The organism is Microbacterium testaceum, assembly GCF_020781835.1.
Lineage (GTDB): Bacteria > Actinomycetota > Actinomycetes > Actinomycetales > Microbacteriaceae > Microbacterium > Microbacterium testaceum_H.
In genome coordinates this window covers 144,426-168,135 of sequence record NZ_JAJGNJ010000002.1, presented here as the reverse complement: position 1 = coordinate 168,135, position 23,710 = coordinate 144,426, and the positions used below count along the sequence as shown (strand labels likewise).

Here is a 23,710-nt window from a genome sequence, read left to right as displayed (position 1 = left end):
GAACCATCGGAGGGGTGCACATGGGTGACGCGTTCGGGCTGATGAAGGACGCACCGCGTCAGGGGGGCCTCGGGCCCGCTGTCACGGGCGACTGGTCGAGCACCGGGGAGTACGCGCATCCGGCCGCCGGATGGGGTGCGGCCCTCACGGTCGGGAAGGTGCTGCTGGAGCAGCGGCAGCCGGTCGCCGGCACCAAGGCGATGTTCACGATGAACCACCCGAAGAGCGGCTTCGACTGTCCCGGCTGCGCGTGGCCCGACGACAAGGGCGTCGCGCTCGACATCTGCGAGAACGGCATCAAGCACGTCACGTGGGAGATGACGCACAAGCGCGTGGGCAAGGACTTCTTCGCCGAGCACTCCGTCTCCGAGCTCGCCGGCTGGACCGACTTCGCCCTCGAGGATGCCGGACGACTCGTCGGTCCGATGGCGTACGACGCCGCGACCGATCACTACGTGCCGATCTCGTGGAACGACGCGTTCCGCCTCATCGCCGAGCACCTTCAGGGGCTCGACAGCCCCGACCAGGCGGCGTTCTACACCTCGGGACGCCTCAGCAACGAGGCCTCGTTCCTCTACCAGCTGTTCGCGCGCGAGCTCGGCACGAACAACCTCCCCGACTGCTCGAACATGTGCCACGAAGGTTCGGGACGCGGGCTCACGGCATCCCTCGCCACCGGCAAGGGCACGGCCGACCTCGAGGACTGGCAGAACTGCGACGCGCTGTTCGTCCTGGGTGTCAACGCGGCCTCGAACGCCCCGCGCATGCTCACGAGCCTCGCCGAGGCGGTCGAGCGGGGAGCGCAGGTCGTCCACGTGAACCCGCTGCGCGAGGTCGCGGCGACCCGCACGATCGTGCCGCACGAGATCGTCGACATGGCGACCTTCCACGACCACCCGACGAGCACGCTGAACCTCCAGGTGCGTCCGGGCGGCGATCTGGCGCTCATCCGCGGCATGTCCAAGGTCGTGTTCGAGGCGGCCGAGGCCGACCCTACGGTGCTGGACCGCGCGTTCCTCGAGGGCTACACGCACGATTTCGAGGCGTACCGCGCCCTCGTCGAGGCCACCGCCTGGGACGACCTCGTCACGCAGGCGGGCCTCAGCGAGACAGAGATCCGCGCCGCTGCCGCCATCTACCTCGCGTCGGAGCGCACGGTCATCAGCTGGTGCCTCGGCGTCAGCCAGCACGAGCACGGCGTCGACACGGTCCGCGAGATCGTCAACCTGCTGCTCCTTCGCGGCAACGTCGGTCGGCTCGGCACGGGCCCGTCGCCCGTGCGCGGCCACAGCAACGTCCAGGGCAACCGCACGTGCGGCATCAATCACAAGCCGACGGAGGAGTGGCTCGCGAAGCTCGACGAGGTGTGCGGCATCCGCTCGCCCCGCGATCCCGGGCTCGACACCGTCCACACCGTCGCGGCCCTCCACCGCGGCGACCTGAAGGTGTTCGTGGGTATGGGCGGCAACTTCGTGCGGGCCGCCCCCGACACGAAGCTCACGGCCGAGGGCATGAGCCGATGCGAGCTGACGGTGCACGTGAGCACGAAGCTCAACCGCAGCCACCTCACGCACGGCAAGGCGGCGCTCATCCTCCCCTGCCTCGGCCGTACCGAGCGCGACGAGCAGGAGTCGGGTCCGCAGTCGATCTCGACCGAGGATGCCATGAGCTCGGTGATGCTCTCGCTTGGGTCGCGCAAACCCGCGTCACCCCACCTGCTCAGCGAGCCGGCGATCATCGCGCGCATGGCCCGCGCGGCGATGCCCGACTCGCAGACGCCGTGGGAGTGGTACGTCGGCGACTACGACCGCATCCGCGACACCATGGCGAAGGTGCTGCCGGGCTTCGAGGGCTTCAACCAGCTCGTGCGGCAGCACTGGGGCTTCCGCATCCCGCAGCCCGCGCGCGAGCGCGACTTCCGCACGCCGTCGGGCAAGGCGGAGTTCTCGACCGCCGAGCTCCCGGACGTCATCCCCGCCGATTCCGACGTGCTGGTGCTGCAGACCATGCGCTCGCACGACCAGTGGAACACCACGATCTACTCGGCCGACGACCGCTACCGCGGGGTCCGCAACATCCGCGAGCTCATCTTCATGAACCGGAAAGACATGAAGGAGCGCGGCATCGCCGAGGGCGACCTCGTCGACATCGTGGCGACCTCGCGCGACGGGTCGGAGCGCAGCGTGACGGCGTTCCGCGCGCTGGAATACGACACCCCGCGCGGCAGCGCGGCCGGGTACTTCCCCGAGATGAACGTGCTCCTCGGCCCCGACGACTACAGCCGGCAGAGCGACCAGCCGCTGATGAAGAGCCTGCGCGTGCGGGTGGCGAAGACCGCCGCGGCCTGAGCCGCCGGCACGCGGACGGCCGCCACTCCGCCGCGCCCCGTGTTGTCTCGCCGACGTACTGTCTCGCCGACGTGCTGTCGCGCTGTCGCGCCGCGTCGCCCCGTGCCGTCGCGCGGACTTCGTCGCCGACACCCCGCGCCGCGGCATCCGAAACCGGCGTGTCACCCACACACTCCGCCGGACGGCACAGCCGACACCCCCAGGCACCCCCGCGGCGACCCGGGATCACCCGCCCAACTAGACTGATCCCGTTCCGGCCCCCGCGATTCTTGGAGCTCAGCCGCGTGACCACCTCACCCGAATCCGCCGCCCCCGCCGACGCCTCTTCGGGCGCGGGAGTCCCCGCGAACCGCACATCCCTCGCCGACACCGTCGAGAACGCGATCGCGACGCCCGAGAAGGACCAGCCCTACGGCGCCCTCGGCCTGAAGGATGACGAGTACGCCAAGATCCGCGAGATCCTCGGCCGCCGCCCGACCAGCGGTGAGCTGGCGATGTACTCGGTCATGTGGAGCGAGCACTGCTCGTACAAGTCGAGCAAGATCTATCTCCGTCAGTTCGGCCAGAAGGTCAGCGACGAGATGAAGAAGCGCCTCATGGTCGGCATGGGGCAGAACGCCGGCGTCGTCGACGTGGGCGACGGCTGGGCGGTCACGTTCAAGGTCGAGTCGCACAACCACCCCAGCTACATCGAGCCCTTCCAGGGTGCGGCCACGGGTGTCGGCGGCATCGTGCGCGACATCATCTCGATGGGCGCGCGCCCGGTCGCGGTCATGGACCAGCTGCGCTTCGGCGCCATCGACCACCCCGACACCCCGCGCGTCGTCCACGGCGTCACCAGCGGCATCTCGTTCTACGGCAACTGCCTGGGCCTGCCGAACATCGGCGGCGAGACGGTGTTCGACGCGGTCTACCAGGGCAACCCCCTCGTGAACGCCCTCGCGGTCGGTGTCCTCCGCCACGAAGACCTCAAGCTCGCCAACGCGTCCGGCGCCGGCAACAAGGTCGTGCTGTTCGGTGCCCGCACGGGCGGTGACGGCATCGGCGGCGCGAGCATCCTGGCATCCGACACCTTCGCCGACGGCGGACCCACTAAGCGCCCGGCGGTGCAGGTGGGCGACCCGTTCGCCGAGAAGGTGCTCATCGAGTGCTGCCTCGAGCTGTACCGCGACGACCTCGTCGAGGCCATCCAAGACCTCGGGGCCGCGGGCATCTCGTGCGCCACGAGCGAGCTCGCCGCCAACGGCAACAGCGGCATGAAGGTCGAGCTGTCGAAGGTCCTGCTGCGCGACCCGTCGCTCACGCCCGAGGAGATCCTCATGAGCGAGAGCCAGGAGCGCATGATGGCGATCGTCGCGCCCGAAAAGCTCGACGCGTTCCTCGCGGTCGTCGGCAAGTGGGACGTCGAGACAAGCGTGCTCGGCGAGGTCACCGGCGACGGCCGCCTCGTCATCGACTGGTACGGCGAGCGCATCGTCGACGTCGACCCCTCGACCGTGGCCGTCGACGGCCCCGTGTACGAGCGCCCCGTCGCGTACCCGACCTGGATCGACGCGCTGCAGGCCGACTCCGCCGCGAAGCTCCCCCGGGCGACGGATGCCGAGACCCTCCGCGCGCAGTTCACGACGCTCGTCGCGAGCCCCAACCTCGCCGACACGTCGTGGATCACGAACCAGTACGACTACTACGTGCTCGGCAACACGGCGCTCAGCTTCCCCGACGACGCCGGCATGATCCGCGTCGACGAGGAAACGGGCCTCGGCTTCGCGATCGCCACCGACTGCAACGGCCGCTACTGCCAGCTCGACCCGTACACCGGCGCGAAGCTCGCCCTCGCCGAGGCGTACCGCAACGTCGCCGTCACCGGCGCCGTGCCGACCGCGGTCACCGACTGCCTGAACTTCGGCAGCCCCGAGAACCCCGAGGTCATGTGGCAGTTCAGCCAGGCCGTCGAGGGACTCTCGGACGGATGCCTCGAGCTCGGCATCCCGGTCACCGGCGGCAACGTGTCGTTCTACAACCAGACCGGCGACCAGCCGATCCACCCGACACCCGTGGTGGGTGTCATGGGCATCATCGACGACGTCGCCGCGCGCATCCCGAGCGGATGGCAGGATGCCGGCGAAAACCTGTACCTCCTGGGCGTCACGGCCGACGAGCTCGACGGATCGCAGTGGGCCGGCACCATCCATGACCACCTCGGTGGACGTCCGCCCAAGGTCGACCTCGCGCAGGAGCGCAAGCTCGCCGAGCTCCTTCAGGCGGCCGGTTCGCAGTCGCTCGTGTCCAGCGCCCACGACCTGTCGTCGGGCGGTCTGGCGCAGGCCCTCGCCGAGGGCGTGATGCGCTTCGGCGTCGGGGCACGCGTCTGGCTCACCGAGCTCATGGAGCGCGACGGCGTGGATGCCACCGCCGCCCTGTTCAGCGAGTCCACCGGCCGCGTGCTCGTGAGTGTGCCGCGCGAAGAGGACGTGAAGTTCCGCGGCCTGTGCGACGGACGCGGCTACCCCGTGCTCCGCATCGGGGTGACCGACGTCGAGCCGGGCGCCGAGGCGAAGCTGGAGATCCAGGACGTGTTCACCGTTCCCGTGTCGGAGCTGCGTCGCCTGTCGACCGAGACCCTCCCGGGCGTCTTCGGTCCGACCGTCACCGAGCCCGTCGCCTGACCCGCGGGCCCTCCGCCCCGCCACACGAGAGGAGTCGCGCCATGACCGAGCACGACGACGACATGGCGGGCTTCGATGCGCGCCGTCAGCGCCGCGTCAAGATCACCGCCTGGGTGGTGATCGCGGCGCTGATCCTCACGGGCGGCGGCGCGACGGTGCTGACGCTGCTGTTCGGCTGACGCCGCCGTTCGGCTGAGGCGGCGTCTTCGTCGCCGCCGGGCGCCCGCACGGGAGCACACCGCACCAGACCAGACCGCACGGAAACACACCGCACCGGACCACACGGCACGGGAGCACACCGCGCCGGACCACACGGCGCGGGAGCACAACGCTGTGGACACCGTGCGCGAAACTCCCCGCGGGATGCCAGCCCCGCGACGTAGCATGAAGTCGTGGAACCGCTGCTGGCGTTGCTCGTCGACTGGTGGTGGATCGGCCCCGCGGCGGCCGGTGCCGGCACCGTCGGCTGGATCGGCGTGCGCAGCACACGACGCCGCGCTCTCCCCGCGGGCGCGTCGACCACCGACCGTGCCGCGCGGACGTGGGCGAACCGCCCGCTGAGTAAGTCGGCGGCCCGACGCCTCGAACTCGACGCCGCCCTCCTCGACCTGCAGACGGCGCGCCACGCGGTGACCCGCGGGCGCGCCGAGGTGAAGATCGCCGATGCCGAAGTGATGCGCGCCCAGGCCGAGCGAGCGGCATCCCGTGTCTCGTCCGATGTGGTCGCGTCGGCCAGGGCCCGACTCACCGCCGCCCAGCGCGAGCTGCGTACGGCGTCGGCCGAGATCCGCGCCCGGCGCGCGGCCGTGCGCGCGGCGAAGGCGATGCTGCCCGCGATCCGCGCCGGCAGCGCCCCTCTTCCGGTCGCACGCCTGTTCGCCGAGCACGACGCCATCCTGGTGCGTTGGATGGCGTACGAGACCGATCCGGCGCTGGCGATCGACTTCCCCGCGATGAGCGATCCGCGCTCGCCGCTGCTGGCGGAGTTCCTGCGCGCGCAGGAACGCGCGCAATGGCTGCGCCCCGCCTCCACGTCGGTACGACTCGAACCGGCCGACTTCCTGGCGTATCGCGACGCCGTCCGAGCGCTCGACCACGCGTTCGACCGGGCCGAGCGCGCGGCCCGTCGTGGGCGGGACGATCGTCCCGAGGCCGACCCGACCGATGCGTGGGGGCGCGTGGCGTCCGACTGGGCCGAGCAGGCGCAGCGCGCGCTGGCGTGGTCGGTGGAGAACATGGGACGTGCGGCATCCAAGTCCTGGAACGAGCGTCACGCGAAGCGGACGCGGAAGAACGACCCGGACGCGTAGCGTGGCGGCGTGAACGAATTGCTCCAGTTCGCCGGACACTACTGGTGGCTCGTCTTCCCCCTCTTCGGCATGACCATGGGGGCCATCGGCACGGTCAACAAGCAGCGCGAACTGTCGGCCCGTCGTCGTCACCGTGAGCAGCTCGAGCTTCTCCGCGCGCAGAGCGGCGGAGCGCCGGCATCCGCTCCCGCTCCGATCGCGGCCGCTGCCGCCGACCCCACGGCGGACGAGCTCGCGCGCGTCGAGGCGCGGCACGACGACGTCACCCACCGCTGGCTCGAGTACGAGCTCGACGTGTCCAAGCTCATCTCGTACCCGGCCATGAGCGACGGACGGCAGCCCCTCACGGCGGCGTTCCTGCGCGCGAAGAAGGTCGCCGACAACCTGCGCCCCACCCGGGGCGAGACACCGACGCTCGAACGCCTCACGCAGTACCGCGACGCGGTGACCGACTACGAGGTGGCGTTCGAGCTCGCCGAACGGGATGCCCGGCGCGTCAAGGCCGCCGCGTTCACGCCCGAGGAACGCAAACGCCTCGAGACCGCGCAGCAACTGCTGGGCGTCGCCGTGGACCAGGCCGCGACGCCGAACGAAAGGCAGGTCGCCTATCGCCGCGTACGGCAGGAGCTGGACGGCCTGATCTGGCTCAGCGACGAAGCCGTCGAGAACCTCGAGAAGAAGGTCGCTCGCGAGCTGCCCCGCCCGGCATCCGGGACACCGCCCGAGCCGGCCGTCTGACGGGCCCGCTCAGCGCGCGCGGCGGATCCGCACCGGGCCGCGGGCCGTCGTCACGTCGACGACCCCGCCGCGCTGGGTGACCTCGACCTCCCCCTCATCGACGAGGTGCCGCGCGGCGTCGCGCGCCGGTTGCATCAGCGTGCGCCACCTGTCTCCGCCGATTTCGCGCGCCGCTTCGCTGGGGCAGATCGTGGCGCCCTCGGCCCGCTGCGCGAGCAGGGAACGGATGGATGCCACGAGCCGCGGGTCTGCAGCAGAAGAGGAGGGCATGTGTCCAGTCTCCCTCCGCACACGGCTCCGGGGGCCAGAATCCTGCCGTGACCCTCGAACGCCACGCCCCCGCCCTGCCCAGCCGCGCCGTCATCGAGCAGCGCTGGAACCGCGCCGTGTTCGTGCACTGGCGCATCGACCCCGGCGCCGTCGCCCCGCTGCTTCCACCCGGGACACGCCCCGACGTCCACGACGGATCGGCGTGGGTCGGGCTGGTGCCGTTCGTGCTGAGCGACTTCCGGTTCCTGCCGCTGCCCCGCGTGCCGCTGGTCGGCACCTTCACCGAGATCAACGTGCGCACGTACGCCGTCGACGACGCCGGGCGACGCGGCGTCGTGTTCCGCACGCTGGAGGCCGAGCACCTCGCCCCCGTGCTCGCGGCACGCGCGCTGTTCGGGCTGCCGTATCGGTGGGCACGCGCCGGCGTCCGCACCGAGGGACCGTTCATCGAGTTCCGGTCACGACGCCACTGCGGACGGCATCCGGGGACCCGCCTGCGTGCACGCCTCGGCTCCGAACCGGTCGACACCCCGCTGTCCCGGTTCCTCACCGCCCGCTGGGGGTTCCACGAGCGTCATCTCGGCCGCACGATCTGGGCCGCCAACACCCACGAGCCCTGGCCGCTCGTCGACGCCGAACTCGAGACCCTCGACGACGAGCTGGTCGCCGATGCGGGCTTCGCGCAGCTGGCCGGACGCGCGCCGGACTCGGTGCTGGCGATGCCCTCCGGCCATCCGGGTTTCCGCACCCGCTTCAGCGGCGCCCGGGCGATCGCGAAAGCCCCCTCCGCCTGACGGTGGTCGGGCGGAGGGGGCGGCACGGCGCGGCGGTCAGTCGCGCTGCGTCGAGAACGCGTCGGGGTACTGCTCGAGCCAGGCGTCGATCGCCTCGGCCTCGCGCCCCTCGCCGTACTCGTTGACGACGAGGTCCTCGAGGGCGCCGTACTGCTCGTCGTTCAGCTGGATGCCGGCGATGAGCTCGGCGGCATCCGGGTACTGCTCGGCGAAGCCGGACGTCCCGAGGAAGTGCAGCGCCTCGGGGTCGCCCATCAGCCCCTGGGGGTCTTCGAGGTCCTTCACGTCGTACGCGTCGTTGGCCCAGAACGGGCGCCACAGCGTCACGACGATGGCCTCCTGCGCGGCGATGGCGTTGTCGAGCTCGGTGAGCATGGCCGCGGTCGAGGAGGTGACGAGCTCGTAGGCGCCGTCGAGACCGTAGCCGGGGAGCATGCTCTCCTGGGTCTGCGTCGTCAGACCGGCGCCCGGCTCGATGCCGTAGATGCGGCCGTTGAAACGGTCGGCGTTGGCCTGCAGCTCCTCGATCGAGTCGATGTCGACGTAGCTGGGCACCGCGATCGTGAGCTTGGCGTTGTCGTAGTAGGAGCCGAGGTCCTCGATGCGGTCGCCGTACTCCTCCATGTAGTCCGCGTGCGTCAGTTCGGGCCAGGCCGAGGGGTAGATGTCGATGTCGCCCTGGGCCAGGCCCGTGTACAGCGGGCCCGCCTCGGTCAGGGTCTGCATCTCGACGGAGTAGCCGAGCTTCTCGAGCTGGTCCTCGAGGAGGTAGGCGGTGCTGAGACCGTCGGTCCACGACGGCAGGAAGCCGAGGGTGATCGTGCCCTTGTCGCCGCCGTCGCCGGCGCCGCCCTCCGCCTGGTTGCCGCTGGCGCAGCCGGCGAGCGCCAGGGCGCTGACGGCGCCGAGGGCGAGGGTGCTGGTGAGGTGTCGCTTGTTCATGTGATCTCTTCTCGTATCTCTCGTGCGTTACGTATGGGTGTTCCGGATGCCGCTGCCTCAGACGCCCGCGCCCGCGGGAACGCGCCCCTGGGTGGACGCCTCGGCGCCGGCATCCGGGTTCGGGGTGGACGACGTCGTCGCGCGAGCCGCCCGACGTCGGCCGATCAGTCCGCGCAGTGAGGAGCCGTGCGCGGCGGGGCTGCCCAGCGCCGCGGTCAGTCGGTCGAGGTAGACCGCGAGGATGACGACGCTGAGCCCCGCCTCGACGCCCTTGGGGAGGTTCACGGTGGAGATCGACTGAACGACCTCCTTGCCCAGCCCGTCCGCGCCCACAATGCCGGCCACGACCGCCATCGACAGCGCGAGCATGATGACCTGGTTGATGCCCGCCATGATCGTGGGCATCGCCAGCGGCAGCTGGATGCCACGGAGGATCTGACCGGGCGTCGCCCCGAAGGCGTGTCCGGCCTCGACGGTCTCGGAGTCGACGCCGCGGATGCCGAGCTCGGTCAGGCGCACCCCGGGCGGGAGCGCGAAGATCACGGTCGAGACGACGCCAGGCACCACACCGATGCTGAAGAACGTGATCGCCGGGATCAGGTAGACGAACGCGGGCATGGTCTGCATGAAGTCGAGGACCGGCTTCAGGATCGCGCGCACCGTCGCGTTGCGGGCCGACCAGATGCCCAGCGGCACCGAGATGGCCACGGCCACGACGGTCGCGACCAGCACGAGCGCGAGCGTCTGCATCGCGGTCACCCACTGCCCCATCGCGAGGATCAGGGTGAACCCGATGACGGTGCCGATCGCGAGCTTCCAGGAGCGCAGCAGCCACGCCAGAAGCGCCGCGACGACGATCACGACGACGATCGGGGCGGACAGCAGCACATCGCTGAGCCCGCCGACGAGGAAGCGGACGACCACGGCGATGGCATCGAACAGCCCCGAGAGGTTGTCGCGGAGCCAATCCACGCCCGCGTCGACCCACTGGCCGACCGGAATGCGGAGACCATCCATCAGCGCACCCCCTCGATTCCGGATGCCACGCCTTCGGGCGCCTCGGCCCCCGGGGCCGCGGCGCCGGCGAGCACCGCGTCGATCTCGGCCGACGAGACGGGCTGGGGCAGGACGGTGATCTCCTCGGTGGCCGTGGGGCCGGGACCGAGCGCGGCCAGGAGCGTGACGCGCGGGATGACGCCCGTCAGGCGTCCCTCGGCATCCAGGACCGCCAGGGGCAGCGGCGACTCCACGGCGGGGACGAACAGGTTCATGAGCACCTCGTCCTCGCGCACGCTGTTCGGGATGGGCTTGAGCCTGCTCAGCAGCGAACTCTCTCCCGCACGGACGAGCTTCACGGCGTCGCGATCCGTGACGATCCCGAGCGGCCGACGGTCGCGATCGGTGACGTAGACGGCCGACATGTAGGCGTCGCGCATCTGGCGCAGGGCGGTGCGCGGACCCGCCGCGGCATCCACCCGGGGGCGAGGCCGCTCCATGACGTTCGCCGCGGTGAGGACGCGGGCACGGTCGACGTCCTGCACGAACTGCTCGACGTAGTCGTTCGCGGGGTCGGTGAGGATGTCCTCGGGCGTTCCGATCTGGACGATCCGGCCGTCGCGCATGACCGCGATGCGGTCGCCGAGGAACATCGCCTCGTTCAGGTCGTGGGTGATGAAGACGATGGTCTTCTTCAGCGTCCGTTGCAGCTCCAGGAGTTGCTCCTGCATCTCGCGACGGATGAGCGGATCGAGGGCGCTGAAGGCCTCGTCCATGAGCAGGATGTCGGTGTCGGCGGCCAGGGCGCGGGCGATGCCCACGCGCTGCTGCATTCCGCCGGAGAGGGCCGAGGGGAGCTTGTCGCCCCAGCCCTCGAGGCCCACGAGCGCGAGGATCTCGTTCGCCTTGGCGAGGCGCTCGTCCTTGCCGACGCCGCGGATCTCGAGCGGGTAGGCCACGTTCGCTGCGACCGTGCGGTGGGGCAGGAGGGCGAAGTGCTGGAACACCATCGCGATGCGTTCGCGGCGGAGCGCCCGCAACCGCGCGGGGCTCACGCCGGTGAGGGCGTCGCCCTGCACCTCGACGCTGCCGGCCGTGACGTCGTGCAGGCCGTTGAGCATGCGGATGATCGTGGACTTGCCGGAGCCGGAGAGCCCCATGATGACGAAGATCTCACCGGGTGCGACATCGAAGCTGGCGTCGATGACGGCCGCGGTCCCGGCGTCACCGAGCTCGTCGCGCTGTGCGCCGCCGCGGAGCTTTTCCACGGCGGTCTGAGGGGCGCGGCCGAAGACCTTGAAGAGGTTCTTCGCCGCGATGGCATGCGGGTGGGTCACTGTGTGCACCTGGGCGGCCTCGGGTGGCCGCATCGGTCACGCCCGGGTGGCAGCCGTCCGGCGCTGCTCGGGGGTGCGAGCGCTCCGACACCGGATGTCGGATCCGGGTCCTGGCCGCCGACCGTACGCTCGCGGCGCGACTCCCCCGAGTCGGCACCGGCGACCGCGGACTGGTCGGGTGGGCGGCCCGCATTCGGGCCTCATCTACCGTTTCACGCTGATGGATCACCTGGCAAACCGGCCGTCGACTTGCGTTGCGCGGCCGGGCGTGGCACGCGCGTGCGCGTTGCGGCCCGCAGTGCTGCAGGAGTGCGCGCACCGCCCGCGAAGCAGCCCGGGCGTGTCACGAGGGACGTTCCACCGTGCATCGGCGCGGGGATCGCCGTGACGTCGGTGCCCCGGTCAGCCCTCCGCGAGGTTCCCCGCCGCCGAGCGATGATGCCGGATGACCTCGGCCACCACGAAATTGAACCACTTCTCGGCGAACGCCGGGTCGAGGTCGGCCTCGGCGGCGAGACGCTTCAATCGTGCGATCTGCTGCTCTTCCCGCGCAGGGTCGGATGCCGGCATCCCGTGCTGCGCCTTGAGCACGCCGACCTGCTTGGTGCAGCGGAATCGCTCGGCGAGCAGGAAGATGAGCGCGGCGTCGATGTTGTCGATGCTGCCGCGCAGGCCCTGCAGGATCGTCGTGGGGTCGGCGTCGGTCATGGGTCCTCCGAGACCCGACCCTATCGCGCACCCGCCCCGCGCGACGGCGCGCCCTACAGTGTGACCATGAGCCGATCCACGCGTCCCGATCCCTCCGCCGTCGGTGCCACCGCGGGAGAGGTCACCTCGCGCGACCGTCCGATGTGGTGGGCCTTCGCGCGGCCCTACGCCGCGGGCTTCTTCCTCACGCTCGGGGGGTTGACCGCGATCCTGCTGGGCATGGCGCTGTCGAGCCTGTCCACGGTGCTGATCTACATCGCGATCGCGCTGTTCGTCGCCCTCGCGCTCGATCCCCTGGTGCGCATGCTCGTCCGGCGCGGGCTGTCACGCGCCTGGGCGATCGTCATCGTCTTCGGTGGGCTGGCGATCGTGCTCGTCGGCGCCCTCTGGCTGCTGATCCCGCCCGTGGTCCGTCAGGTCGAGCAGTTCATCCAAGACGTCCCGTCCTTCGTCTCCGACCTGCGCGCCAGCGACTTCGTGCTCTGGATCGAGGCGAATCTCGGCGACAGCGTCGGCGACATCATCAACGAGGTGCAGACCTTCTTCACCAACCCGGCGAACCTCACGGCGATCGGCGGCGGACTGCTGCAGGTCGGCGTCACCATCGCCACCGGCATCTCGGGCGCGATCATCGTCCTCGTCCTGAGCCTGTACTTCTTGGCATCCCTGCCGTCGATGAAGAACTCGCTCGTGCGCCTCAGCCCCGCACGCAACCGCGAGACGGTGTCGCAGATGACCGGTCAGATCACCGACTCGGTCGGCGGCTACCTGTCGGGCATGGTGGTGCTCGCGTTGATCAACGCGGTGTTCGCGTTCATCCTCCTCACGATCGTCGGACAGCCCTTCGCAGCCCTGCTCGCCGCTCTCGCGTTCGGGATCACGCTCATCCCCCTCGTCGGTTCCGTCCTGTTCTGGGCGACGGCCACCGTGTTCACCCTCATCGTGGACCCGACCGCCGGATTGATCTTCGCGGTCGTGTACCTCGTGTACATGCAGATCGAGGCATACTTGCTGACCCCGCGCGTGATGAGCCGCACCATCTCGGTCCCCGGCTCGCTCGTGGTCATCGGGGCGCTCGTCGGCGGCACGCTCCTGGGTCTGCTCGGCGCGCTCGTCGCGATCCCCGTGACGGCATCGCTGCTGCTGATCGTGAAGCAGATCATCATCCCGCGGCAGGACGCCAAGAAGTGAGCCGGTCCCGGCGAGCGTCCCCTCAGCGCATCGGGAGCAGGCGCGTCGGCGAGGGGGACGCCGTGCGGTGGCGCACGCGGCCGGGGACCCCGGTGCGGGCGTCGAGGGGCAGCGACACGATCTCGTCGGCGAGCTGACCGGCCACGAGGAGCGTGTCGTTGACCACGACGTGATGGCGCGGCCAGTGCGTCCCGGCCTCGGCGAGCGCGGTGAACTGCAGCGCCTCGCCGGCGCCGCGGACGGACAGCACACCGATCGTGTCGCTGCCGCGGACACCGGCATAGAGCGTCGTCCCGTCGCGGCTCGCGCTGAGCTCGGCCGCGGTGTCGCCCTCGAGCGTGCCGAGGATCTGCTCGCCGGACACGACACGCCAGCGGCCCTCGGCATCCGGGGCGAGCACGAACACCTCACGGCTGAGCTCGGTCACGACGTAGAGGTGGCCGGACGGATGCCACACCCCGTGCCGCGGTCCGCTCCCCTTCGGTAGCGCGACCTCTTGCACGAGCCGCAGACCCGCGCCGGTCGAACGCCAGAAGCGCACGAGGTCGAGGCCCATGTCGGTCGTGGCGAGCAGTCCGCGCGGTAGCACGATCGTCTCGTGCGCCCGGGAGACCCGGGCACCGGCCGCCTCCTCCGCCGACTCGGCATCGGTGTCGGTGTCGGTGTCGGGGACGGCGTCGTACTCGGGGACGAGGTGTCCGAACTCCTCGCCCGCCGCCTCGCGCAGCGCACGCGCTGCGGCGGCGAGGTCGGGCACGGCGGCACCGGAGACGGCGGCCCCGGTCCGGACCGCACCCTCGGGCCCGGCGCCGTACGGATCGCTCGCCGCGGCGGCGATCACGGGCGCGGACGGTCGGCCCGCGGCATCCAGGGAGATCCGGACGACGCGACCGTCACCCCAGCAGCTCGCCACGAGGAACGACCCGTCGGGGGCGACGACGACGTGGCACACGGCGGCACCGGCCGGCACCGGAGCTCCCAGCGGGGCGAGGCTGGTCTCGCCGGTGCGGCGATACGCCTGCACCGTGCCCTCGGACTCCAGGGCCGCGTAGACGACGTCGAGTTGCGGGTACGTCGCGACCCACGACGGGGACCCGGGGGCGGCGACCGCGGTGCCGACCATGCCGAGCGGGCCCGAGGCCCACACCGAATCGGCGTCACCGGCCTGCAGGATGCCGATCCCTTCGGCCGATCCCGCGTCGGGGGCGTACGCGCCGACCCAGAACCGCACGTCAGTCGATCAGGTCGTGTCGGACGATGACCTGATCGCGCGCGGGACCCACGCCGATGACCGAGATGCGCGTGCCGCTCATCTTCTCGAGTGCGAGGACGTAGTCCTGCGCCGTCTGCGGCAGCTCGTCGAACGTGCGCGCGGTCGAGATGTCTTCGCTCCACCCCGGCAGGTACTCGTAGATCGGCTTCGCGTGGTGGAAGTCGGTCTGGTTCACCGGCAGGTCGTCGAACCGCTCGCCGTCGACGTCGTACGCGACGCACACGGGGATCTGCTCGAGACCGCCGAGGATGTCGAGCTTGGTGAGCACGAGGTCGGTGATGCCGTTGATACGCGTGGCGTACCGCGTGATCGGGGCGTCGTACCACCCGACGCGACGCGGGCGGCCCGTGGTCGTTCCGAACTCGAAGCCACGCGACCGCAGCCAGTCACCGCTCTCGTCGAACAGCTCGGTCGGGAAAGGGCCCGAGCCGACGCGGGTCGTGTACGCCTTCACGATGCCGACGATGCGGTCGAGGCGGTTGGGGCCGACACCCGATCCGGTCGCGGCGCCGCCGGCCGTGGCCGACGACGAGGTCACGAACGGGTAGGTGCCGTGGTCGACGTCGAGCATCGTGGCCTGGCCGCCCTCGAAGACGACGACGTCGCCGGCATCCAGGGCATCGTTGAGCAGCAGCGAGGTGTCGCTGACCATGGGCCGCACGCGTTCGGCGTAGGCCAGCAGGTCTTCGACGATCTCGTCGACGGTGATCGCGCGGCGGTTGAACACCTTCACCAGGAGGTGGTTCTTCTGGTCGAGGGCGCCCTCGACCTTCTGCCGCAGGATGTTCTCGTCGAAGAGGTCTTGCACGCGGATGCCGACGCGGTTGATCTTGTCGGCGTACGCGGGGCCGATCCCCCGACCGGTGGTGCCGATCATGCGCTTGCCGAGGAAGCGCTCGGTGACCTTGTCGAGCGTGCGGTGGTACTGCGTGATGATGTGCGCGTTCGCGCTGATCTTCAGGCGGCTCGTGTCGAGGCCGCGGGCGTTGAGCGCCTCGAGCTCGTTGAAGAGCACCTCGAGGTCGACCACGACACCGTTGCCGATGACGGGGGTGACGCCCGGCGAGAGGATGCCACTGGGCAGGAGGTGCAGTGCATACTTCTCGTCGCCGATGACGACGGTGTGACCGGCGTTGTTGCCGCCGTTGAACTTCACCACCCAGTCGGTGCGTTCTCCGAGCAGGTCGGTGGCCTTGCCCTTGCCTTCGTCGCCCCACTGGACGCCGACGATCACGATTCCGGGCATGTGCGCTCCTCGCGTGTTATCCGGCGGTACACCCCATCCTATCGAGCGGGCCGACACAGCCCTTCGGGGTTGTCCACACGCACCCTTCGCGAGCTCAGTACTCCGGCCGGATGGTCGCTCCCACCCTCGGGCCACCGGTCGGCGGGGGCACGGGCCGGCCCGAGCGGCTGCGGTGGCCGTCGCCGATCGCGGGGACGGTCGGCCCGCCGTTGCGGGGCGCGGCATCCGTCCCGAATAGAATCGAGCGCATGTCCAAGGTCCTGCAGTCCCTTCCCGTCGGCGAGCGCGTCGGCATCGCCTTCTCGGGTGGTCTCGACACCTCGGTGGCCGTCGCGTGGATGCGCGACAAGGGTGCCGTGCCCTGCACCTACACCGGTGACCTCGGGCAGTACGACGAAGACGACATCGCCTCGATCCCGGGCCGCGCCACCCAGTACGGCGCCGAGATCTCGCGGCTGGTCGACTGCAAGACCGCGCTGGTCGAAGAGGGCTTCGTCGCCCTCGCCTGCGGTGCATTCCACATCCGCTCGGGCGGACGCACCTACTTCAACACCACCCCGCTCGGCCGTGCCGTCACCGGCACGCTGCTGGTGCGCGCGATGAAGGAGGACGGCGTCGACATCTGGGGCGACGGCTCCACCTACAAGGGCAACGACATCGAGCGGTTCTACCGCTACGGCCTGCTCGCCAACCCGGCCCTGCGCATCTACAAGCCGTGGCTCGACGCCGACTTCGTCACCGAGCTCGGCGGGCGCAAAGAGATGAGCGAGTGGCTCGTCGCGCACGACTTCCCCTACCGCGACAGCGCCGAGAAGGCGTACTCGACGGATGCCAACATCTGGGGCGCCACGCACGAGGCGAAGACGCTCGAGCACCTCGACGTCTCGCTCGAGACGGTCGAGCCCATCATGGGCGTCCGGTTCTGGGACCCCGCGGTCGAGATCGAGACGGAAGACGTCACGGTCGCGTTCGAGGCCGGCCGACCGGTCTCCATCAACGGTCAGCGTTTCGATGACCCGGTGGCCCTGGTCCGCGAGGCGAACGCCATCGGCGGGCGCCACGGTCTCGGCATGAGCGACCAGATCGAGAACCGCATCATCGAGGCGAAGTCCCGCGGCATCTACGAGGCCCCCGGAATGGCGCTGCTGTTCATCACCTACGAGCGCCTGGTCAACAGCATCCTCAACGAGGACACCCTGGCCACGTACCACGAGCAGGGCCGTCGCCTCGGGCGCCTGATGTACGAGGGCCGCTGGCTCGAGCCGCAGTCCCTCATGCTGCGCGAGTCGATCCAGAAGTGGGTCGGTTCCACCATCACGGGCTCCGTGACCCTCCGCCTGCGCCGCGGCGAGGACTACACGATCCTCGACACCGTGGCATCCGGGATGTCGTACTCGCCCGAGAAGCTCTCGATGGAGCGCGTGGGCGACGCCGCGTTCGGTCCCGTCGACCGCATCGGTCAGCTCACCATGCGCAACCTCGACATCGCCGACTCGCGCGCGCGCCTCGAGCAGTACGCGGGCCTGGGCCTCATCGGCGGTCCAACCGGCGAGCTCGTCGGCGACGTGGCCGCCGGGGGCGCCCGCGAGATCATCGAGCCGGCCGCCCCCCTGGGCGCCGCGGCCGAGCGTCTGGCCGAGGCGACGGATGCCGCGGGCGAGGCCGCCGCGTTCGACACCGGCACCGACTGACCGCTCCGCGCGCTCCGGGTCGCGTCGCGCTCCGGGTCCGCGTCGCGCTGCGCTCCGCGCGGCGCCGGATCACGCGATCTGGCCGCGCGCACCCGTTGGGGCGCCATAGCGGATGGTCTCGGCCGCTTCGCGTGAAGTGGGCACTCATCGAGGCCGCAAGAACTTGCACACGAGAGTGCAAGTTCGGGCGTACACTGGGGGACCGTGAGTACGCCCGCCCGTCGACGCGACGCCGTTGAGAACCGGATCGGCATCGTCGATGCCGCCACCGCCGCGATCGGCCACGATCCCCACGCCTCGATCGCCGAGATCGCGGCCCGCGCCGGCCTGTCGCGCCGCGCACTGTACGGCCACTTCGACGACCGCAACGCGATCGTCCGCGAGGTGATCGCCGCCGGCGCGACCCGCTTCAACGCCATCGCCGACCGCATCGACGATCCCGACTCCCGCCTCGCGCTCGCCCGCCTGGCGTCCGAGCTGTGGCGCGAGGCGGCGCACGTTCAGGCCGCGGCCGCACTCGCCCTCGACGACGCGCATCTGTCCGAGACCTCCGCGGCGCTGGCCCCCCTGCGCCGCCGCATCGACGCGATCGTCCGTCGCGGACAGGCGGCGGGGGAATTGCGCACCGACCTCCCCGCGCCCACCCTCGCGCGCTTGCTCGAAGAGACCGGCCGCATGGTGATCGCCCGGGTCGATGCCGAGTCGACGAGCGCACGGGCCATCGCCGTGACCGCCGTGCTGGGCATCGCCGGCATGTCGTGGACCGAGGCGCGCGACCTGATCGCCCAGCACCCCGACCTGGAGGCACAATGAGGATCGTCCTCGACGCGGTCGCGAAGAGACGTGCGCAGCGCGCCCTGCCCGAGACCTCCACCTCGTACGAAACCGGGCGGGCGACCCTCGCCGTGGCCGAGACCGAGCAGCGCCCCACGGTGCTGGGTCTCATCGCCTCGGGCCGCATGAAGATCGACGGCGGATCGGTCACGATCGACGGACGTACGGACGCCGGCGCGATCCGACGCCGCGTCGCCCTCGTCGACGCCCCGATCGTCTCGGAGCCGGAGCCGAACGTCACGGTCGCGGGTGTGGTCGCCGAGGAGCTCATGTTCGCCGGGCACGCGCCCACGCCGTTCGCCGCGCAACGCTGGCTCGAACGCCTCGGGCTCGCATCGCTGGCATCCCTCCCCATCGGAAACGTCGAGGCGGCGCAGCGGATCCGCCTGTTGCTCGAGCTCGCCGCGCTCCGCCCGGGCGTCGAGGGCCTCGTGCTCGTCGCGCCCGACCGGCACGGCGGCGAGCCCACGGCCTGGTGGCGGACGGCCGAGGAGTTCGCCGAGCGGGGCTACGCGGTGCTCGTCATCGCGGGACGGGCCTCGCGCACGGCTCTCTCCGCGGTCCCCACCGAACGGGAGGACGCCCGGTGAAGATCCCGCAGATGATCGCGGCAGAACTGCGCCGCCTCACTTCCACCCGCATGTCGGTCCTCGCGCTCGTCGCGCTCCTGGCCGTGCCGATCCTCTACGGCGGCCTGTACCTGTGGGCGAACCAGGATCCGTACGGCAACCTCTCCCACGTCCCCGTCGCGCTCGTGGTCGACGACACGGGCGCCGAGATCAACGGCGCGCAGCGCAACCTCGGCGACGAAGCCGCCGACCAGCTGCTGGACGGCGACACGTTCGAGTGGCACCGCGTCGATGACGATCAGGCCGCGACCGGCCTCGAGCGCGGCGACTTCGACTTCGTCGTGACGGTGCCCGCCGACTTCAGCGACGCCGTCGCCTCGCTCTCGAGCGACTCCCCGCGGCAGGCCTCGATCGAGCTGCGCACCAACGACGCCAACAACTACCTCGCGTCCACCATCGGCTCGCAGGCTGTCGCGCGCATCCAGGCCTCGGTGGCGCAGAAGGTCGTCGACGAGGCGGGGCTCACCCTGCTCGACGCGCTGCACACCGTCCGCGTGAACCTCGTGGATGCCACGAGCGGGGCGACGCAGCTCGTGGACGGCCTCGGCACGGCGAAGTCGGGCTCGGCGCAGCTGGTCGACGGGTCGACGCAGCTCGCCGACGGCACTGCTCAGCTCTCGGGCGGTGCCGCGCAGCTGCGCGACGGCACGGCCGAGTTGCGCGATGGCTCGGCGCGCGTCGCCGACGGCGCCGAACAGGTCGCCGGCGGCGTCGACCGCATCGACGCGGCGGCCCGGCAGGTGGGCACGATCGCCGGGGACGCCGCCGCCCAACTGCCGCAAGCGCGCGCCGACATCGCGAAGGCCCTCGCCGACGCCGGGCTCACGCCGGAGCAGATCGATCGGATCCTGTCGCGCCTCGACCCGGTGGGCGAGCGCCTCGAGGCCGCGAACACCCGCGTGCAGGACACCGTCGCACAGATCGACACGCTCGACGACGGAGCGCGTCAGGTGGCCGAGGGCAGCGCCGCCGTGGCATCCGGAGCCTCCACGGCCGCGGACGGAGCCGCGACCCTCGCCGAGGGCGCGGCCACCGCCGCCTCGGGCGCCGCGCAGGTGCGCGACGGAGCGGGCCGGCTCGACAGCGGAATCGGGCAGCTCTCAGAGGGCGCCACGACTCTGCGCGACGGCCTCGCGTCGGGTGTGGATCAGATCCCCGACTCCGACGATCAGACGCGGCAGGCCCAGGCCGACACGATCTCCGATCCGGTGAACGTCGGGTCGAGCTCGGTCACCAAGGCGCAGAACTACGGCGCGGGGCTCGCGCCCTTCTTCGCCGCGCTCGCGGGCTGGATCGGCATCTACGCCCTGTTCCTCATCGTGAAGCCGGTGTCCAAGCGCGCCGTGACGGCCCTGCGCTCCCCCGTCCGCGTCACCCTCGCGGGCTGGCTCACCCCTGCCGGGCTCGGCGCCGTCCAGATGGTCGGGCTGTTCACCGTGCTCGCCGTCGCCCTGCAGTTCTCGTTCGCCAACCCGCTGGCCGCGCTCGGCATCCTGCTGTTCGCCTCGGCGACGTACGCGGCGATCGTGCTGGCGCTCAACGTGTGGCTCGGATCGGTCGGGCAGTTCCTGGGGCTCGTGCTGATGGTGCTGCAGTTGGTCACGGCGGGAGGGACGTTCCCGTGGCAGACGCTGCCCGCACCGCTGGCCGCGCTGCACCACGTGCTGCCGATGGGATACGTCGTAGATGCCATGCGCCAGGTCATGTACGGAGGAGACCTCGGCCGCGTCGGCCCCGATCTGCTGGTGCTGGGCGCGTGGCTCGCGGGCGGCGTCGTGCTCGCCGCGATCGGCGTCACGCGCATGACGCATCACCGCACGCTCCGCGACCTGCAGCCGAGCCTGATCGGCTGACGCGGCGCCGCGTCGTAGGGTCGGTTCACGACGACCCGAGGGGATGCCATGGCCGCCCGCAACACCCGCCTGATGCGCTGCACGCCCGACGACCTGTTCGCCGTGCTCTCGGACGGGTGGCTGTACCCGGTGTGGGTCGTCGGTGCGGCACGGATGCGCGACGTGGACCCGGAGTGGCCGCAGGAGGGCGCGCTGATCCACCACTCGCTCGGAGTGTGGCCCGTGATGGTGCACGACACGACCGAGATGGTGGAGTGGGATCCTCCGCGTCTCGTCCGGCTGCGCCCCAAGGCCGGACCTCTCGGTCGCGGGGTCATCCGGTTCGACGTGCGTCCGCACGGTGACGGGATCGCCGTGACGATCTCGGAGGAGCCCGTCTCGGGGCTGCCCGCGGTGCTTCCCGGCATCCTGTGGCGCCCGCTGCTGACCCTGCGCAACCACGAGTGCCTGAACCGACTCGCCGCCCTCGCCGAGGGTCGGCGGGAGGAACGCGAGCGCGGCGAGCTCGAGGCGCGCCCCCACACGCCGAAGCCGTCCGAGGGCGAGGCATCCCCCCAGGCGGAGCACGACTCCGCCGACGCCGACATCTGAGAGTCGCGCGGCGCGCGAGCGGGGATCAACACCCCTATAGTTGACAAAAGACAACCTTTTTCGGTGCCGGGCATCCGCCCGCCCGCTCCCAGCCGCGCGCTCCCGCGCAGCCCCTTCCGGCCCTTCTCGCCTTGATGAGGAAACGTGACCACTGCCGCCGTGTCGACCCCGACCACTCGAAGCACCCCGGTGATGACCCACCGACAGATCCTGTTCGTCATCTTCGGGCTCATGGCGGGAATGTTCCTGTCCGCGCTCGACCAGACCGTCGTCGGAACCGCCATCCGAACGATCGGTGACGACCTCAACGGCCTCAGCCAGCAGGCCTGGGTGACGACCGCCTACCTGATCGTCTCGACGATCGCGACGCCGATCTACGGCAAGCTCTCCGACATCTTCGGCCGCCGCCCGCTGTTCATCATCGCGATCGCGATCTTCATCCTCGGGTCGGTCGCCGCGAGCTTCTCGACGTCGATGATCGAGCTCTCGGCGTTCCGCGCCATCCAGGGGCTCGGCGCGGGTGGCCTGATGTCGATGCCGCTCGCGATCATGGGCGACATCCTCGCGCCCCGCGAGCGCGCCAAGTACCAGGGCTACTTCCTCGCCGTCTTCGGCATCTCGTCGGTCGTCGGCCCGCTCGTCGGCGGCCTCTTCGCCGGCGCGAACGAGATCCTCTTCATCGCGGGATGGCGCTGGGTGTTCCTGATCAACGTGCCGATCGGCCTCGCCGCCCTGGCGATCGTGGTGCGGTTCCTGCACATCCCGCGCCACCCGCACGGCTCCGTGCGCATCGACTGGTTCGGTGCGGCGACGGTCATCATCGCCCTCGTGCCGCTTCTTCTCGTGGCCGAGCAGGGCCGCGAGTGGGGCTGGACCTCGCCGATCTCGATCGCCTGCTACGTCGTCGGCGGGCTCGGCATCCTGGCCTTCGTCCTGGTCGAGCGCGGCATGAAGGACGACGCTCTCATCCCGCTGAAGCTCTTCCGGTCCTCGACCTTCTCGATGGCCACCGTCATCGGCGTGTTCGTCGGCTTCGCCATGTTCGGCGCGATGCTGACGCTGCCGCTGTACCTGCAGCTCGTGCTCGGCTCCAGCCCGACCGAGAGCGGATTCCAGCTGCTGCCGATGATCCTGGGCCTCATGATCTCCTCGATCGTGAGCGGCCAGATCATCTCCCGCACCGGGCACTACCGCATCTTCCCGACCATCGGTACGGCCTTCATGGCGCTCGGCTTCTTCACGCTGACCTTCATCCGGTACGACACGTCGTACTGGATGATCGCCGGCGCGATGCTCCTGATCGGTCTCGGTCTCGGTCAGCTGATGCAGACCCTCACGATCGCCTCGCAGAACTCCGTCGGCCCGCGAGACATCGGCGTGGCCACCTCGGCATCCACCTTCTTCCGCCAGATCGGCGGGACGCTCGGCACCGCCGTGCTGCTGTCGCTGCTGTTCACGCTCGTCCCGCTGAACCTGCAGACCAACTTCCGCGATCAAGGCACTCTCACCGACGCCCTCGACGCCGCCCTCGACCCGACCGTCGCGAGCGCCCCCGCCAACGCGGGCATCATGGCGAAGGTCTACGACCCGTTCGTCGAAGAGCTGACCGACGGCGCGCTGAGCGGCGCACAGGACGGCGTGGAGCAGGCCAAGACCGCCGCCGCCGACGCCGTGGCACAACAGGTCGCCGCCGGCACCCTTCCCGCCGCGGCCCAGCAGCAGGCCACCGAAGCCGCGCAGGAGCAGGCCATCGCGCAGGCCGGCGCCGCCATCCAGCAGCAGCTGCCCGTGGCGCGCGTCGCCGCCGACGGCACCGTGACGCTCGACTTCTCGGATGCCGCGGAGCGCAGGGCGTTCGTCGACGAGGCCGTTCCCCAGGTGATCGAGGGGATGTCGGGGTCCTCGGAGTCGTCGTTCGACGACAGCACCATGGATGACACGTCGTTCCTCAACGGTGCCGACCCGCGTCTGACCAAGCCGCTGCTGGTGTCGTTCAACGAGTCGAGCACCAGCGTCTACTGGGTGGGGATGGGCGTCGCCCTGATCGCCTTCGTGCTGACGCTGTTCTTCCGCACGCCGCCGCTGCGCGCCAAGTCGGCACTGCAGGAGTCCGCCGACGCACAGCGCCACGCGGAGCCGATCGCGCTCGGCTGACGCCGACACGGGGTCGCCCCCGCACGCATAAACGCTTTCTGCTCGCATAAACGCTCTCTCACCGCGTTTATGCGAGTGGAGAGCGTTTATGCGTGGTGGGGTGCGGCGCCGGCGCGCCCCCGTGCAGGGAGCGTTCATC

At 70.7% G+C, this 23,710-nt stretch carries 21 protein-coding genes; 13 read left to right on the top strand and 8 right to left on the bottom strand.

The window, feature by feature from the left end:
• The first annotated feature begins 20 nt into the window (after window positions 1–20).
• The 5 genes from LL239_RS03360 (at window position 21) to LL239_RS03340 (ending at window position 7,062) form a co-directional block, all read left to right on the top strand.
• The gene (locus LL239_RS03360) at window positions 21–2,348 is read left to right on the top strand and encodes an FdhF/YdeP family oxidoreductase (protein ID WP_228162035.1); all 2,328 of its coding nucleotides are present in this window, start codon (window positions 21–23) and stop codon (window positions 2,346–2,348) included.
• 383 nt (window positions 2,349–2,731) lie between these two features.
• A complete protein-coding gene (gene purL / locus LL239_RS03355) occupies window positions 2,732–5,014 on the top strand; it encodes a phosphoribosylformylglycinamidine synthase subunit PurL (RefSeq protein ID WP_228162321.1) in 2,283 nt (760 codons plus the stop codon).
• A gap of 41 nt (window positions 5,015–5,055) precedes the next feature.
• Window positions 5,056–5,193 (top strand): hypothetical protein, encoded by a 138-nt coding sequence (locus LL239_RS03350; RefSeq protein ID WP_228162034.1) that lies wholly within the window; start codon window positions 5,056–5,058, stop codon window positions 5,191–5,193.
• A 213-nt stretch (window positions 5,194–5,406) separates the two neighbouring features.
• Complete coding sequence (locus LL239_RS03345) at window positions 5,407–6,324, top strand: hypothetical protein (RefSeq protein WP_228162033.1); 918 nt, start codon at window positions 5,407–5,409, stop codon at window positions 6,322–6,324.
• A 9-nt stretch (window positions 6,325–6,333) separates the two neighbouring features.
• Window positions 6,334–7,062, top strand: coding sequence for a hypothetical protein (locus LL239_RS03340; RefSeq protein ID WP_228162032.1), 729 nt, complete (start codon window positions 6,334–6,336; stop codon window positions 7,060–7,062).
• A gap of 9 nt (window positions 7,063–7,071) precedes the next feature.
• Here LL239_RS03340 and LL239_RS03335 read toward each other — a convergent pair whose 3' ends face one another.
• Window positions 7,072–7,332 carry a DUF3253 domain-containing protein gene (locus LL239_RS03335; RefSeq protein WP_228162031.1) on the bottom strand — a complete coding sequence of 87 codons (261 nt, stop codon included), beginning with the start codon at window positions 7,330–7,332 and terminating at the stop codon, window positions 7,072–7,074.
• Between the two features lie 47 nt (window positions 7,333–7,379).
• Here LL239_RS03335 and LL239_RS03330 point away from each other — a divergent pair, with 47 nt between their 5' ends.
• Window positions 7,380–8,126: a YqjF family protein gene (locus LL239_RS03330; protein ID WP_228162030.1), complete on the top strand. Its 747-nt coding sequence runs from the start codon at window positions 7,380–7,382 to the stop codon at window positions 8,124–8,126.
• A gap of 36 nt (window positions 8,127–8,162) precedes the next feature.
• Here the strand turns inward: LL239_RS03330 and LL239_RS03325 are convergent, their stop codons facing one another.
• The 4 genes from LL239_RS03325 to LL239_RS03310 all read right to left on the bottom strand — a co-directional run bounded on the left by LL239_RS03325 (window position 8,163) and on the right by LL239_RS03310 (window position 12,109).
• Complete coding sequence (locus tag LL239_RS03325) at window positions 8,163–9,068, bottom strand: glycine betaine ABC transporter substrate-binding protein (RefSeq protein WP_228162029.1); 906 nt, start codon at window positions 9,066–9,068, stop codon at window positions 8,163–8,165.
• Window positions 9,069–9,125: 57 nt separating this feature from the next.
• Entirely contained in the window at window positions 9,126–10,085 is a 960-nt protein-coding gene (locus LL239_RS03320) for an ABC transporter permease (RefSeq protein ID WP_228162028.1), read from the bottom strand.
• Window positions 10,085–11,401: a quaternary amine ABC transporter ATP-binding protein gene (locus LL239_RS03315; RefSeq protein WP_228162027.1), complete on the bottom strand. Its 1,317-nt coding sequence runs from the start codon at window positions 11,399–11,401 to the stop codon at window positions 10,085–10,087. The genes LL239_RS03320 and LL239_RS03315 overlap by 1 nt, the downstream gene beginning before the upstream one ends.
• Window positions 11,402–11,803: 402 nt before the next feature.
• Window positions 11,804–12,109 carry a chorismate mutase gene (locus LL239_RS03310; protein ID WP_228162026.1) on the bottom strand — a complete coding sequence of 102 codons (306 nt, stop codon included), beginning with the start codon at window positions 12,107–12,109 and terminating at the stop codon, window positions 11,804–11,806.
• Between the two features lie 66 nt (window positions 12,110–12,175).
• Between LL239_RS03310 and LL239_RS03305 the strand changes: the two genes are divergently transcribed.
• Window positions 12,176–13,300 (top strand): AI-2E family transporter, encoded by a 1,125-nt coding sequence (locus LL239_RS03305; protein WP_228162025.1) that lies wholly within the window; start codon window positions 12,176–12,178, stop codon window positions 13,298–13,300.
• 22 nt (window positions 13,301–13,322) lie between these two features.
• Here LL239_RS03305 and LL239_RS03300 read toward each other — a convergent pair whose 3' ends face one another.
• The 3 genes from LL239_RS03300 to LL239_RS03290 form a co-directional block, all read right to left on the bottom strand.
• Entirely contained in the window at window positions 13,323–14,531 is a 1,209-nt protein-coding gene (locus LL239_RS03300; protein WP_228162024.1) for a lactonase family protein, read from the bottom strand.
• A 1-nt stretch (window position 14,532) separates the two neighbouring features.
• Window positions 14,533–15,819 (bottom strand): adenylosuccinate synthase, encoded by a 1,287-nt coding sequence (locus LL239_RS03295; RefSeq protein WP_228162023.1) that lies wholly within the window; start codon window positions 15,817–15,819, stop codon window positions 14,533–14,535.
• Between the two features lie 94 nt (window positions 15,820–15,913).
• Window positions 15,914–16,069: a hypothetical protein gene (locus LL239_RS03290; RefSeq protein ID WP_228162022.1), complete on the bottom strand. Its 156-nt coding sequence runs from the start codon at window positions 16,067–16,069 to the stop codon at window positions 15,914–15,916.
• Here LL239_RS03290 and argG point away from each other — a divergent pair.
• The 6 genes from argG to LL239_RS03260 all read left to right on the top strand — a co-directional run bounded on the left by argG (window position 16,068) and on the right by LL239_RS03260 (window position 23,571).
• Entirely contained in the window at window positions 16,068–17,510 is a 1,443-nt protein-coding gene (argG, locus tag LL239_RS03285) for an argininosuccinate synthase (protein ID WP_228162021.1), read from the top strand. The two genes, LL239_RS03290 and argG, sit on opposite strands and share 2 nt — an antisense overlap.
• A 204-nt stretch (window positions 17,511–17,714) precedes the next feature.
• Complete coding sequence (locus LL239_RS03280; protein ID WP_228162020.1) at window positions 17,715–18,323, top strand: TetR/AcrR family transcriptional regulator; 609 nt, start codon at window positions 17,715–17,717, stop codon at window positions 18,321–18,323.
• The gene (locus tag LL239_RS03275; RefSeq protein WP_228162019.1) at window positions 18,320–18,934 is read left to right on the top strand and encodes a hypothetical protein; all 615 of its coding nucleotides are present in this window, start codon (window positions 18,320–18,322) and stop codon (window positions 18,932–18,934) included. The genes LL239_RS03280 and LL239_RS03275 overlap by 4 nt, the downstream gene beginning before the upstream one ends.
• Complete coding sequence (locus LL239_RS03270) at window positions 18,931–20,826, top strand: YhgE/Pip domain-containing protein (RefSeq protein ID WP_228162018.1); 1,896 nt, start codon at window positions 18,931–18,933, stop codon at window positions 20,824–20,826. The genes LL239_RS03275 and LL239_RS03270 overlap by 4 nt, the downstream gene beginning before the upstream one ends.
• A 48-nt stretch (window positions 20,827–20,874) precedes the next feature.
• Window positions 20,875–21,417, top strand: a complete 543-nt coding sequence (locus LL239_RS03265) for an SRPBCC family protein (RefSeq protein ID WP_228162017.1) — start codon at window positions 20,875–20,877, stop codon at window positions 21,415–21,417.
• A gap of 192 nt (window positions 21,418–21,609) precedes the next feature.
• Window positions 21,610–23,571 (top strand): MDR family MFS transporter, encoded by a 1,962-nt coding sequence (locus tag LL239_RS03260; protein ID WP_228162320.1) that lies wholly within the window; start codon window positions 21,610–21,612, stop codon window positions 23,569–23,571.
• Window positions 23,572–23,710: the final 139 nt, after the last annotated feature.